Here is a 13508-nt window from a genome sequence, read left to right on the forward strand (position 1 = left end):
TGGAACTTATGGTGTAAATAGAAGAATAGGCTTTGGAATTGATATCGATGGAATTTTGAGAAATCCTGTATACAATATTCTTATTTTTTATTGTACATATCCAGTCTATCTCTTAGGTTATTTTATTGTTTTTTCAGTTCGAAGACAATCAAACTTTATATTGTCGATAATAAATTTCCTGATAGTTAGTATCAACTTTTATTTGCTTTGTAATAATCCGGAAAATAGAATTCTAATTCCACTGACAATGATTGGTTTTATAATTTTCATTTTTAATATCTTTAAAACCACAAAAAAGCCAACAACTATCAACAACAACAATCAACTATAAAATGACTTTCAAGGAACAGATCCAGCAGGGAATTCCCACCGAACTCCCTCAGCCAAAACCGTACGAAACCCATATCAACCACGCTCCGAAACGTAAAGAAATTCTTTCAGCCGAAGAAAAGAAACTCGCTCTGAAAAATGCTTTGCGCTATTTCGAACCTAAATTTCATGCAGAATTGTTGCCGGAATTCAGGGAAGAATTGGAAAAATACGGCAGAATTTATATGTACCGCTTCCGTCCGGATTATGAGATGAAAGCAAGAGATATTGCCGAATATCCCGGAAAATCTGAGCAGGCAAAAGCCATAATGCTGATGATTCAGAACAATCTGGATTATGCAGTGGCGCAACATCCTCACGAACTGATTACGTACGGTGGAAATGGTGCGGTATTCAGCAACTGGGCGCAGTATCTTCTGACGATGAAATATCTGTCAGAAATGACGGACGAACAAACCTTAACAATGTATTCCGGTCATCCGATGGGATTGTTTCCTTCGCATAAAGATGCGCCGAGAGTGGTGGTGACCAACGGAATGATGATTCCAAATTATTCCAAGCCGGATGACTGGGAAAAATTCAATGCGCTGGGTGTTTCACAGTACGGACAAATGACTGCCGGATCTTACATGTATATTGGTCCTCAGGGAATTGTGCACGGAACGACGATTACCGTTTTAAATGCTTTCAGAAAAATCAATAAAGAACCAAAAGGTGGATTATTCGTCACTTCAGGTTTGGGCGGAATGTCCGGCGCTCAGCCAAAAGCCGGAAATATTGCAGGGTGCATTACGGTGATTGCGGAAGTGAATCCCAAGATTACAAAAATCCGTCACGAACAGAAATGGGTGAATGAAATTCACGAAAACCTGGATGAACTGGTGGCGAGAGTTAGAAAAGCTCAGGAAAATCAGGAAACGGTTTCTCTGGCTTACCTTGGAAACATCGTTGATATTTGGGAGAAATTTGATAAAGAAAATTTAAGAATCGATATCGGTTCAGACCAGACTTCACTTCACAATCCGTGGGCGGGTGGTTATTATCCGGTTGGACAGACCTTTGAGGAATCGAATACGATGATGGCAGAAAACCCTGAGTTATTTAAAGAAAAAGTTCAGGAAACCTTGAGAAGACACGCTTCTGCCATCAATAAACATACCCTTCGACAGGCTCAGGGTACGGCAACTTATTTTTTCGATTACGGAAATGCCTTTTTACTAGAAGCTTCCAGAGCCGGAGCTGATGTACTGGCAGAAAATCCTACGATTGGAAGGGAGTTCAAATACCCGAGTTACGTTCAGGATATTATGGGACCGATGTGTTTTGATTATGGTTTCGGGCCGTTCCGTTGGGTTTGTACCAGCGGAAAGCCGGAAGATTTACAGAAAACGGATGATATTGCGTGTGCCGTTTTAGAGGAAATGATTAAAACGTCGCCTGAGGAAATCCAGCAGCAGATGAAAGACAATATCACGTGGATTAAAGGTGCTCAAGAAAACAATCTGGTCGTTGGTTCGCAGGCGAGAATTCTGTACGCCGACGCAGAAGGCAGAATGAAAATCGCTGAAGCCTTCAACAAAGCCATTGCCAACGGAGAAATCGGAGCGGTGGTTTTGGGAAGAGACCATCACGATGTTTCGGGGACGGATTCGCCGTACAGAGAGACTTCCAATATTTATGACGGCTCGAGATTTACGGCAGATATGGCGATTCACAATGTGATTGGCGACAGTTTCCGTGGCGCGACCTGGGTGAGCATCCACAACGGTGGTGGCGTTGGCTGGGGCGAAGTGATCAACGGTGGTTTCGGGATGTTGCTCGATGGAAGCGATGATGCCGACAGAAGATTAAAATCAATGCTTTTCTGGGATGTGAACAACGGAATTTCCCGAAGAAGCTGGGCAAGAAATGAAGGTGCTGTTTTCGCCATCAAAAGAGCGATGGAAGCAGAACCGAATCTGAAGGTGACGTTGCCGAATTTTGTGGATGAGAGTCTTTTTTAATTTGAAAATTTGAAAATGAGTTAATTTGAAAATGTTTAACATACCGTCACTTCGAGTAGGTTTTGAAAAAACCGTATCGAGAAGTTTTTGTTTTAAAATAGGAAAACCTGCTGTGAGGCAGGTTTTTTTAGTGAATCTTAACAGATGGCGCGGATTTAAAAATCCGTGTCTTCGCATGTTTTTGCAAATGCTCACGGATTGCAAATCCGCGACATCGGGGGTCTAACAATGACTTGGTTGTCATTTGAGTATGAATAAAAATATTGTATTTCATTATCGTTATTTATTAAAGTAGTATTAGTGCTAAATCTAAGTTTAAAACAGTAATAGCGTTAAGTATTTATTTCTCAGGAAAATTAACTATTTCTCCCATTTGTTCAACAATTGCTTTTCTACACTTTGCAGCATATTCAATATCATTATTTTCTTGAATAATTTTACATATACGAAATAAATCTTCGGTCTTAATTAATCCTATTTTTTCACGTTTAGCACCTGATAAACATTTTGCAGTAAACGAAAGTGTTCTCTCAGAAGGAGGAAGCATTCTTTGTGGATTTCCGAATAATAATCCAAATGCCTTTTCAGTTATTATTTCTTTTTCAAAATCAGCATTTAAACCATCAAGAAGCTGTCGGAATTTTGTTACATCAATATCTTTTGAATCTTTACCTTCACATTCACCTATAAATCTCTCTCCTTCGGGTGACAGAATTATTTGATCCAATTCTAATTCTCCATCATCGTAATTTTCTGCACTGTAGCCCATAATTTTTAGAGCCTTAATCACAGCGTTTTCCAGAGGTTTTCCACTTTCAAAAAGTAGATCCTTTAGACTTTCTTGCTCTTCAAATAAAACTTTTAAATTTTCATTTTCTTTTGATTTCTTCATTATAATTTCTTCATTTTTTTTAATAAGATTTTCTGTATTTAAAGATTCTTTTAAATTGAAATCTTCCGACTGTATCCAATTAGGTTTCGGTGTTTTTTCTGTTGCTTTTTTTATAGTTTTATCAATTTCAGCAATATTACTGAGAAGCGCTTTTCCCACTTTAATTGCTTCAGGCGTCCAAGTGGTTTTATCAGTTTTAGAATTATATTTCGTAAACTCAGGTCTATCAAGATTAATATCTGGTAGAAAGATAACATAACCATTTTTAACTTTTAGGTTTATGCCTAAGATTCTATCTTTATTCTTTGTAGTAAATGTTGGATTGTTCAGAGATTCTGCTTTCAAATAAATTTCATAAGAGATATAGTTTTGAAAGGTTTTGAAAAAATCAGCAAACATGCTATTATTTGGAATCACGATCTGACCACTTGCGGAATTAAATTCAATTTTAGAAAATGGCAGAAAATTATAATTTGAAAATGGACTTACGTGTTCAGTAGTTTTTTGATTTCTTCCAGTTCCGCTAAAACTTTTTGTTCCTGTATACACATAAAAATCATCTCTTTTACTAAGAATAATGAAGGCTGTTCCTCCATTTTCTACAAAATGTAAAATTTCATTTTTCCAATGTTTTGAATGTTCAATTATTTTGTTAGAAGAACTTTTCGAATATAATTTTTTTCCTTCATACGTCTTGCTCTCTGAAGAATAATCGTACATTGAATAGTTACTCTGATCAAAATCTGGGTTAAATATGACAATATCACTTTCAGAAAGTGATCTTTTGCTGTCAAGTTTAATGAAATTTTCTCCATTTGATGGAATATCAAAACCAATAGAAGTAATTTTTTTCATGTTTAGAATTTTATTTGTGTGAAATTAAAGTTAATTAGATTATCTATTATTCAATCAAATTATAATGATCCAAATATAAATAAATCGACTTTAAAATCATCCCAATCAAAATCACTCTCACTCGCAAAACCTTACAAACACCCTTAAAACAAACCTCCTGCATCCGCATTTTGTTTAAAACAACCATGTTTGTGACCTCCTGCAATTGCAGGAAGTCTCCCACAAGTTGCGGGGAACTTCATGCAACTGCATTTTATTCCCCACAAAATGTTTTAAACTAAATGCGGAATTATTAATATTTGTTTTGAGTAATTAATACATTTTTAACAAACAAACACATTAAACGATGAAAATTTCATTAGTGAGACTGAGCACTAAAGACCTTGCGACTTTGGCTCAAAGAATTATTACCAATATTCAGTCAGGAAAATATCCCGTGATTTCCAACCATCCTCTTACCGAAACTTTACAGAATTCCTAAACCGAATACGACGCAGTCTACACCAAGCAAATCTACAGCGGAAAAGGAAATGACGTTGCCACGGCAGACCGTGAGCGGGACGTTGCTTATGCCAATCTTAAATCTTTTCTGGACGGTTACCGAAAGCTACAATCGGCACCCTATTATCAGTCGGCAGAGGATTTGTACGGTGTTTTCAAAACTTTAGGGCTGGATCTCGACCGCTTAAGCTATTCCTCACAAACCGCACAGATGAAAAAGCTGATTGAAGCCTTGGAAACTCCGGAAAACCAACAGCAAATTGCGCTTCTTTCTCTGAACACGGCTTTCGCGGATATGAAAACAAAACACGAAGCTTTTGAAACCATCTTTGGCGAACAGGCTGAAGCCAATGCCGACCTCAGACAGATGACCAGCGCGAGCGCCATCCGCAAAGATCTTGAGAAAAACCTCAAAACCTATCTGAATCTGCTGACCGCCATGAAAGACGTCCCCGACTGGAAACTCCTCTACAGCGATACCAACGAGCTGGTAAAAGCAGCGAAAAATTCGGAAGTAAAAAGAAAGGAAGAAAAACCGGAATAAACAGAAAGACTCAGCGGAATGCTGAGTTTTGTGTTTGAATAAGCACAGCGAATAACTGCAACGTTTGTCATCCTGAAAGGATCTAAGCCCGAATCTTTCTGTGCAACATCTCTAATACTACTTTGAGATCCCTAGGGATGACAAACGAGGCGCATAGTTTTTTTTTGCGTAAGAAGAATGCATAGCCACAGCGTTTGTCATCCTGAAAGTATCTAAGTGCGAATCTTTGCAAGCAACATCTCTAATACTACGTCGAGATCCTTATGGGATGACAAATTGGATGGGTAGCTCTTGGAGTAAGCAGCAGAATGCATAGCCACACCGTTTGTCATCCTGAAAGGATCTAAGTGCGAATCTTTGCAAGCAACATCTCTAATACTACGTCGAGATCCCTACGGGATGACAAACAAGGCGCATAGTTTTTTTTGAGTAAGCAGAACGCATAGCCACAGCGTTTGTCATCCTGAAAGGATCTAAGCCCGAATCTTTCCGTGCAACATCTCTAATACTACGTTGGGATCCTTATGGGATGACAAATTGGATGGGTAGCTCTTGGAGTAAGCAGCAGAATGGATAGCCACAGCGTTTGTCATCCTGAAAGGATCTTAACACGAATCACTCCGTGCTACCTTTCTAATACTACGCTGAGATCCCTACGGGATGACAAAAACTGTACGTTGCTATTTCTGAATATCCAAAGCGAATAACCGCAACGTTTGTCATCCTGAAAGGATCTAGACGCGAATCACTCTATGCAACTTTTCTTACACTACGCTGAGATCCCTACGGGATGACAGACTGTGCGTTGCTATGTTTGAATATCCAAAGCGAATAACCACAACGTTTGTCATCCTGAAAGGATCTAGATGCGAATCACTCTCTATGCGACTTTTCTAATACTACGGTAAGATCCCTACGGGATGACAAAAGCTGTACGTTGCTATTTTTGAATATCCAAAGCGAATAACCGCAACGTTTGTCATCCTGAAAGGATCTAGACGCGAATCACTCTATGCAACTTTTCTGATAGTACGCTGAGATCCCTATAGGATGACAAACTTTGCGTTGCTATTTTTGAATAAACAGAGAGGATAACTACAACGTTTGTCATCCTAAAAGAATCTTAACCTGAATTTTCTGAAAAATTCTTTAAGATCATCTTGATATCCCCATCAGTAGACAAGCTTTGTAGAAATAAATTAATATTTTTGAACTTCTTAAACAATACACGAATTCAAATATTAATCAATCAATGAAAAAACTGGGAATCATCGGCTGCGGCTGGCTTGGAAACCATATCGCAGAACGGTTATCAAATCAATATCAAATTTTCGCAACAACGACGACGGAAGCGAAAGTCGAGGAATTTAAATCAAAAGGATACCAAGCGACAGTGGTCAGCTTTCCGAATGAACTGGATCCTGAAATGAAAGAATGGGAAGTTGCAAAAGAGCTTGATGCCATCATGATCAGCGTTCCGTTTTCTGGAATCCGAGGTGCGCAAATTCCTATGAATGACAAAAGAGAAAACCTGTTGAATTTCCTTGGAGATTTTAAAGGGCAGCTTTTTTTGCTGAGTTCCACAGGGGTGTATTCTCAGGAAGATAAAGAATTTACAGAAGACGATCAGCCTGCAAAAGATGTGGAAAGCGAAAGTTTTATTTTAGAAAGATTCCCACAAACTAATATTCTGAGACTGGCCGGATTGATGGGCGGTGAAAGGCTTTTGAAAAATTATAATATTTCAGGTCTGGATCAGTTGGTGAATCATATTCATTATGCAGACATCGCTTCGGTGATTGAAAAAATGCTGGACAATCAATCTGAATCTAAAGTTTACAATGTTGTTGCGCCAATTCATCCGAATAAAGAAGAAGTGATTAATTCTCAAAAAGGTTTGACTTATGATGGAGAAAGAACAACTGCAGGAAGAGCTGTTTCTCCTTCAAAATTAACTGAGGAACTTGATTTTGAATTTCAATATCCTGATCCGAGGTATTTTCACTTGTAGATTTTGTGCTGGGAATTTTTAACGCATAGATTTATTTATAGCCGAAAAACTGAGGGAGCAAAGGATTGAGGCAAGCCTGATTAAGCTTGAAAAATCTTTGTAGGTACGACGATTTCTTCTGAGAAATTGATTAAAGATTTGAAGTTTGAATTTCAATATCCTGATCCGAGGTATTTTCACTTGTAGATTAAATTTGGGAATTTTTAACGCATAGATTTATTTATAGCCGAAAAACTGAGGGAGCAAAGGATTGAGGCAAGCCTCGTTAAGCTTGAACAGTTTTTGTTTGAAGCAATTCTGATATTTTAGAAGTCTTAGATTTTTAAGTTTTAAATTATTTTCCAACCATTTTAGATTGTATTGCATCTTATATAATAAAGTAGACTATGAAAGTAACGATACCAAAACCCTGTCACGAAAACTGGGAAGCAATGACGCCAAACGAAAAAGGTAGATTTTGCCAGTTATGCTCAAAGAACGTAAGAGATTTTACGAATTCCTCGGATATGGAAATCATCGAAGATTTATCCGGAGAATCTGATACTTGTGGAAATTTTAGAGTAGACCAATTAAATCGAAACCTTAGCTATTCCTTCGTTAATTCTTTACTGACTAAGTTTGCTGTAGGTTTTATTCTTACATCAGGAGGAATTGTCACAGCACAGACCAAAACCGAGAAAAGTTATGAAATAAAACACGATACTGTAAATCATATTAAGGGTAAAATCACCGAAATTCCTATTAAGACATTAGAAACAAATCCACAGGTTAGAATTGGTGGTGCAGTCAGCTCTTTCGATTCGAAGACGCAACCATTATATATTCTGGATGGGGAAATTATTGATGATGAAAAATTTCGAAAAATCAATCCGAACCACATTAAGAAAATTGACATCTTAAAGGGTGTCAATGCAACATCAGCTTATGGATCGAAAGGGAAATATGGAGTACTTGTTATAACGTCTAAGAAGAAAATGAAATAGTGAAATTTCTTGTCTGATTATCAGAATAAATCATAAGAATTTTATTGTATTGGTCTCATAAAGTGAGACTAAAATATACATAAATTAAGATAGCTGAAATATAAAAATTTTTAGAGATTAACAAACAATATTGATGAATTGCTGAAAAATTATCCATTTAAAATGTTTTACATCATCGAAAAATCGGGAATGAAGAAGCTGACATTTTTAAAAATTAAAAGAGAAAGATTCACGCCTTAAGAACTGTCCGTTACTTCAGAAACCATTGACCCCAGAGAATAGAGAACAGAAACGAAAGAAAAATTTTGGAATTACTGAAACTCGCAGAGAAGGAGAGTGCTTGCAGAACTTCAACAGATTTCCACGCTTTTGTAACTGAATGCAGAGAAAGATCAAAGATTTTGAAGGATGCGAAAGGTAAAATTTCTTCAAAACTTTCAGGATCCAAATGATCATTATGACTCTTTAAAATAATGCCATATCTTAAACTTAGCATCCGCTAAGTTTTTTTATGTGAAACCATATTAAATTTCATTAAAAAAGCTTTTAAATAGAGGAAATCTATGAGTTTGCTATTTCTAAAGTCGATCTTAAGCTCTAACTTTATTCTTTCAAATCTTCAAATTCAAATTATTAAAAAGAAAAAATTTATGAGTTCAGCAAATTCAGAAACATTTAAAGAAATTTTTAAAAGTGAAACCGAGATTCCGGAAGAATATAAAGTGGAGGAAATTCACCAAAGAGTATATCTCTTAAATGGTGAGTTGGTAGAGTGGAAGGGTGATGTGACGGAAATTTATTCGCCGGTCTGCGTCCGAACCGAAAATGGGCTGGAAAGAAAACTGTTGGGAAGTATTCCCAATATCGGACCGGATGAAGCCATGGAAGTTCTTGATGCATCAGTGAAAGCATACAATAACGGACTTGGAGAATGGCCAACAATGTCGGTAGAAGGCCGCATTAAATGTATGCAGAAGTTTGTGTATCTGATGATCAAAGAACGCGATCTTATTATCAAATTACTTATGTGGGAAATTGGGAAAACTTTACCCGATTCTACCAAAGAATTTGACCGTACAGTAGATTATATCAATCAAACCATCGATGCCTTAAAAGATCTTGACCGTGAATCTTCACGTTTCCAGCAGGCCGAAGGTACGATCGCACAGATCAGAAGAGCACCGCTTGGAGTGGTTCTGAGCATGGGACCTTTTAATTATCCTTTAAACGAAATTTTTACTACGCTGATTCCTGCATTAATCATGGGGAATACAATTATCTTTAAACTTCCCAAGCATGGAGTTTTGGCGCATTATCCTTTACTGAATGCCTTCAAAGAAGCCTTCCCAAAAGGAACGGTGAACACACTGTATGGTAAAGGTTCAGAAATTATCACTCCGATTATGGAGAGTGGGAAAGTGAATGTTCTGGCATTTATTGGTTCGAGTAAAGTAGCTAATGGATTGAAAAAGCTCCATCCAAAAGTTAACAGGTTAAGAGCTATCTTAAGTTTAGATGCTAAAAATGCAGCTATTGTTACCAAAAATGCCAATCTTGATATCGCTGTAAGTGAGATTATCCTCGGTGCACTTTCCTTTAACGGACAGCGTTGTACTGCGCTAAAATTAATCTTTGTACAGAAAGAGGTTGCAGAAGAATTTACCGCAAAATTGAATAAAGCTGTTTCTGAACTAAAACCGGGACTGCCCTGGGAGAAAGAAGTAAAAATCACGCCGCTTCCGGAAGCAAACAAACCTTCGTATCTTAAAGAGTGTATCGAAGACGCTCAGTCTAAAGGTGCAAAAGTGCTTAACGAAAACGGAGGTTATAACGAAGAGTCTTTTGTTTTTCCTGCTGTAGTTTATCCGGTGAACAGCGATATGAAATTGTATCATGAGGAACAGTTTGGTCCCATCATTCCTGTAGTTCCGTTTGAAGATATTGAAGAGCCGATCGATTATCAGGTAAATGCATCGCATGGGATGCAGGTGAGTATTTTCAGTGAAGATGCCCTGGAAGTTTCGAAACTGATTGATCCGTTTGTGAATTTAGTGAGTCGCGTGAATATCAACTGTCAGGCACAACGTGGTCCTGATGTTTTTCCGTTTACCGGAAGAAAAGATTCTGCCGAAGGTACGCTTTCAGTGTTTGATGCGCTTCGCTCATTCTCCATCAGATCATTGGTTGCTGCAAAATCTACGGAATCCAATAAAGAACTTCTGAATACGATTGTGAGAGATCACGATTCAAACTTTTTGAGTACGGATTATCTGTTTTAAAAAAGTGATCCAAAAAACAAAACCTGCTTTTGAGGCAGGTTTTGTTTTATTTATTCATCAATATCTTTTCAATAGAATCTACAATTTCTTTTTCTACGCTTTCTTCATCTAGAGTTTCAAGCGTGTACGTCTGTTCTTTGAGGGCAGCGGTTCCGGTACCGTTCTGAAAAATTGTATCCTGATGAACTCCAATTTTTTTGTAATATTTATCGGCGGTAAACATGATGTGCGGAAACTTATTATTGGTATAAAAATTAGAATCCACATTTCTTGCAATCTGAAGTTTAATGTTTGTTTGGGCGTTAATCCCTGTTCCATTTTTACTTTCTTCGTTCAGAGAAATTTTACAGCCGTAGCCATTTTGTCTCAGCATTCTTCTGAACTCCTGCATTTTGGGATCGATGAGGTTTTTACATAAAGTTTTAAAACCTTCAATAAATAAATCTTCTTCGCTTTTCTGCTTTTCCTGACTTTCCTTCAGCTTTTGTTCTTCCGTTTTTAAATTTGAAAACAGAGAATTCAATTTATTTAAATTTTCTTCTTTCATTTGATTTGTATTTTTAAATGGATTGAATGTAACAGCAAACCATTGATGTTGTGACTATTCTTTAATTATTTTCCAAATATAAATAAAATAGTGAAAAGAGAAGCGGCGTCCATTCAACATAAAACTAAAACCTTGTGACTTTTGTAGAGTTATTTGGCTTTAATACTTTTATAAATTAGGTATCATTAAAACAGAAAAAGGCTGCCCAAAGGACAGCCCAAGCTATATAGAAAGAGAAGTTTATTTAATGGTTAAAAAATTAACCAAAATATTATTTAATTTATCTGCGTGGGTCACGTTCAGTCCGTGAGGAGCTCCTTCAATTACAATGAAATCATTGTCGGGAATTCCCTGTGCTGCCTGTTTTCCTGCAGTTGCGATAGGGACCACTTTGTCATCGTCACCATGTACAATTAATGTTTTGACAGTCACATTCTGTAATTCTGGACGGAAGTCTGTATTTGCCCAGCTTTCAGCACATTTGATAGTAGCGGTCGGGGAGGCGCATGATGCGATGCTCCAGTCATAGTTCAACTGAGCCTGACTAACAGTTTGTGACAGTAATCCATAATTGTAAAAGTTTTTGTGGAAAGTTTCAAGGAAAGTGACTCTATCTTTTTTCAGATTGTCCATGATTTCACTTAAATCTGCTTCGGGAACACCGTCTGGGTTATCTTCTTTCTGCTTTACGATTGGGATAATTGAAGAAATTAATGCGATTTTATCCACATTCTCAGTTCCATAATTGGTTAAATAACGTACTACTTCGCCACCACCCATTGAGAATCCGAAAAGGATAACGTTTTTTAGCTCTAATTGAGTGATGAGCTCGTGAAGATCGGCAGTAAGTCCATTATAGTCATATCCGTCAAGAGTAGGTGCTGATTTTCCGAAACCTCTTCTGTCATAGGTGATCACACGGTAACCCAACTGCAAAAGAACAGGAACCTGAAGTTCCCATGATTTTCCGCTTAATGGCCACCCGTGAATTAAAATAATTGGCTGTCCTGTACCGAAATCTTCGTAATACAATTCAAAATTTTTGTTGTCTTGTTTTTTAATGTAAGGCATATTGATATTTTTTGTGATGTGATTTTGTAAACACAAATTTTGCGCCACCACCAGTGTGAAATAAGTCTGTGGTGAATCTTTTTGCCGATTTAATAATTTTTTAACATAAATTGATAAAAAACCTGAATTGAGATAAAAGTTATGTAGATTCCTTCAAGCTAATAAGCTATTTAATATAAGCTTTGAAGTGGCTATCTGATAAACTTATTTTTATCTTCCTATAAAAATTTTTAAAAAACTGTAACATATTTTTTGAAATACTACTAACTCCATAGAGTTGAAAGCCATGACCTCAGTACAACAGGAATTTTTACATAAGATCGAAAAACATAAAGGAATCATTTTTAAGATTTCTAAGATGTATATGGATCATAACGACGACCGCGAGGATCTTTTTCAGGAGATCACGTATCAGGTTTGGAAAGCGTATTCCGGTTTCAGAGGGGAAAGTGAATTTTCTACGTGGTTATACAGAATCGCATTAAATACGGCAATTGTCTTTTTAAAATCTGAAAAGAAAAGAAGCTTCATTAACAATGAAGATTTCACAGGGTATAAAATCATAGAAGATGATTATGATGTCGAAAAAGAAGAAAAGCTCTCTGCTATGTACAAGGCTATTAATCAGTTAAATCCCATCGATAAAGCATTCATTTTCTATTATCTGGAAGATTTTTCAGGAAAGGAGATTGCAGATCAAATGGGAATTTCTGAAGGTAATGTACGTGTGAAAATGAACCGCGCCAAAAGCAAACTGAAAGATATTCTCAATAAAAGATAAGCTTAAAGTTAGGAAGGTTGAAGAACAAAAATACCCAATTCAATTTCCAGCCAATAATTTATAAAACCAAGATTATGAATATAGACGACCTTAAAAATACGTGGAATGACGATGTTTCTGAAGAAACACCCGAAATCAGCATCGAACATACCAATAAAATCAATCTACCATTAGAGAAAATCAGAAAAAATATGCGCATGGAATTCTGGTCTACGGTAGGTATTTTACTCTTCGGCTTTGCCGTTGTATGGATTCCAGTTCCGGAAGCTCCGTTTAAATTTAAATTTTATCTTACTGTACTGCTGTTTTCAATGGTAATTATCATATCGTTTTTTTTCAGCAAGTTTTTTAAACTTTACAAAGAGATCAGCAGTCCGACAATGAAAACCTATGATTCTCTTAAAGACCTATCGCATCAGTTTGACCTTAATAAACAATATTATCTCTCATTTATGCTTTCATTTGTTCCATTTTTGGTGTGTGAACTGATTATTGTTATTGAATTTCTTCCTCATCGCACACCGTTAAGTGACCTACAGGTGGCAACAACAGTTATTTCTATGCTTGCAGTGGGTCTGTTTGGACTTTTCCTACTCGGAAAATACTGGTACAGGATGTTTTACGGAAAGTATGTGAAACAGATTGATAATCTTTTAACTGAGCTGAAAAAATAGGAAGTAAGTTTGAAGTACAGTTTCGGCGGGCCAAAGG

At 36.9% G+C, this 13508-nt stretch carries 12 protein-coding genes; 8 read left to right on the forward strand and 4 right to left on the reverse strand.

Annotation, left to right across the window (positions count from 1 at the left end; genetic code table 11):
• The first annotated feature begins 332 nt into the window (after positions 1–332).
• Positions 333–2333, forward strand: coding sequence for a urocanate hydratase (locus OMO38_RS13815; protein ID WP_264750784.1), 2001 nt, complete (start codon positions 333–335; stop codon positions 2331–2333).
• A 340-nt stretch (positions 2334–2673) separates the two neighbouring features.
• On the opposite strand, the gene OMO38_RS13820 is transcribed toward OMO38_RS13815, so the two are convergent.
• Positions 2674–4080, reverse strand: a complete 1407-nt coding sequence (locus OMO38_RS13820) for a hypothetical protein (protein WP_264750785.1) — start codon at positions 4078–4080, stop codon at positions 2674–2676.
• Positions 4081–4426: 346 nt separating this feature from the next.
• On the opposite strand from OMO38_RS13820, the gene OMO38_RS13825 reads away from it, so the two are divergent.
• The 4 genes from OMO38_RS13825 (at position 4427) to OMO38_RS13840 (ending at position 8119) form a co-directional block, all read left to right on the forward strand.
• Complete coding sequence (locus OMO38_RS13825; protein WP_264750786.1) at positions 4427–4561, forward strand: hypothetical protein; 135 nt, start codon at positions 4427–4429, stop codon at positions 4559–4561.
• Positions 4562–4591: 30 nt separating this feature from the next.
• Positions 4592–5125 (forward strand): DUF6261 family protein, encoded by a 534-nt coding sequence (locus OMO38_RS13830; RefSeq protein WP_264750854.1) that lies wholly within the window; start codon positions 4592–4594, stop codon positions 5123–5125.
• A 1252-nt stretch (positions 5126–6377) separates the two neighbouring features.
• On the forward strand, positions 6378–7136 hold the full coding sequence (locus OMO38_RS13835) for an NAD(P)-binding domain-containing protein (RefSeq protein WP_264750787.1): 759 nt from the start codon (positions 6378–6380) through the stop codon (positions 7134–7136).
• Positions 7137–7522: 386 nt separating this feature from the next.
• Complete coding sequence (locus tag OMO38_RS13840) at positions 7523–8119, forward strand: hypothetical protein (protein WP_264750788.1); 597 nt, start codon at positions 7523–7525, stop codon at positions 8117–8119.
• A gap of 250 nt (positions 8120–8369) precedes the next feature.
• Here the strand turns inward: OMO38_RS13840 and OMO38_RS13845 are convergent, their stop codons facing one another.
• A complete protein-coding gene (locus OMO38_RS13845; protein WP_264750789.1) occupies positions 8370–8615 on the reverse strand; it encodes a hypothetical protein in 246 nt (81 codons plus the stop codon).
• Positions 8616–8769: 154 nt separating this feature from the next.
• On the opposite strand from OMO38_RS13845, the gene OMO38_RS13850 reads away from it, so the two are divergent.
• Entirely contained in the window at positions 8770–10398 is a 1629-nt protein-coding gene (locus OMO38_RS13850; protein ID WP_264750790.1) for an NADP-dependent glyceraldehyde-3-phosphate dehydrogenase, read from the forward strand.
• Between the two features lie 46 nt (positions 10399–10444).
• Here OMO38_RS13850 and OMO38_RS13855 read toward each other — a convergent pair whose 3' ends face one another.
• A complete protein-coding gene (locus OMO38_RS13855) occupies positions 10445–10945 on the reverse strand; it encodes a hypothetical protein (protein ID WP_264750791.1) in 501 nt (166 codons plus the stop codon).
• Positions 10946–11185: 240 nt separating this feature from the next.
• Positions 11186–12016: an alpha/beta fold hydrolase gene (locus tag OMO38_RS13860; RefSeq protein ID WP_264750792.1), complete on the reverse strand. Its 831-nt coding sequence runs from the start codon at positions 12014–12016 to the stop codon at positions 11186–11188.
• A gap of 286 nt (positions 12017–12302) precedes the next feature.
• On the opposite strand from OMO38_RS13860, the gene OMO38_RS13865 reads away from it, so the two are divergent.
• A complete protein-coding gene (locus OMO38_RS13865; RefSeq protein WP_264750793.1) occupies positions 12303–12797 on the forward strand; it encodes an RNA polymerase sigma factor in 495 nt (164 codons plus the stop codon).
• A gap of 74 nt (positions 12798–12871) precedes the next feature.
• Positions 12872–13471: a hypothetical protein gene (locus OMO38_RS13870; protein WP_264750794.1), complete on the forward strand. Its 600-nt coding sequence runs from the start codon at positions 12872–12874 to the stop codon at positions 13469–13471.
• Positions 13472–13508: the final 37 nt, after the last annotated feature.

It is taken from the genome of Chryseobacterium kimseyorum, assembly GCF_025971945.1.
Lineage (GTDB): Bacteria > Bacteroidota > Bacteroidia > Flavobacteriales > Weeksellaceae > Chryseobacterium > Chryseobacterium kimseyorum.

Coding starts and splice junctions, on each gene's coding strand:
- OMO38_RS13845 (WP_264750789.1), bottom strand. CDS start 8,615: ATGCTAAGTTTAAGATATGGCATTATTTTAAAGAGTCATAATGATCAT.
- OMO38_RS13870 (WP_264750794.1), top strand. CDS start 12,872: ATGAATATAGACGACCTTAAAAATACGTGGAATGACGATGTTTCTGAA.
- OMO38_RS13860 (WP_264750792.1), bottom strand. CDS start 12,016: ATGCCTTACATTAAAAAACAAGACAACAAAAATTTTGAATTGTATTAC.
- OMO38_RS13825 (WP_264750786.1), top strand. CDS start 4,427: ATGAAAATTTCATTAGTGAGACTGAGCACTAAAGACCTTGCGACTTTG.
- OMO38_RS13840 (WP_264750788.1), top strand. CDS start 7,523: ATGAAAGTAACGATACCAAAACCCTGTCACGAAAACTGGGAAGCAATG.
- OMO38_RS13835 (WP_264750787.1), top strand. CDS start 6,378: ATGAAAAAACTGGGAATCATCGGCTGCGGCTGGCTTGGAAACCATATC.
- OMO38_RS13855 (WP_264750791.1), bottom strand. CDS start 10,945: ATGAAAGAAGAAAATTTAAATAAATTGAATTCTCTGTTTTCAAATTTA.
- OMO38_RS13865 (WP_264750793.1), top strand. CDS start 12,303: ATGACCTCAGTACAACAGGAATTTTTACATAAGATCGAAAAACATAAA.
- OMO38_RS13850 (WP_264750790.1), top strand. CDS start 8,770: ATGAGTTCAGCAAATTCAGAAACATTTAAAGAAATTTTTAAAAGTGAA.
- OMO38_RS13815 (WP_264750784.1), top strand. CDS start 333: ATGACTTTCAAGGAACAGATCCAGCAGGGAATTCCCACCGAACTCCCT.
- OMO38_RS13820 (WP_264750785.1), bottom strand. CDS start 4,080: ATGAAAAAAATTACTTCTATTGGTTTTGATATTCCATCAAATGGAGAA.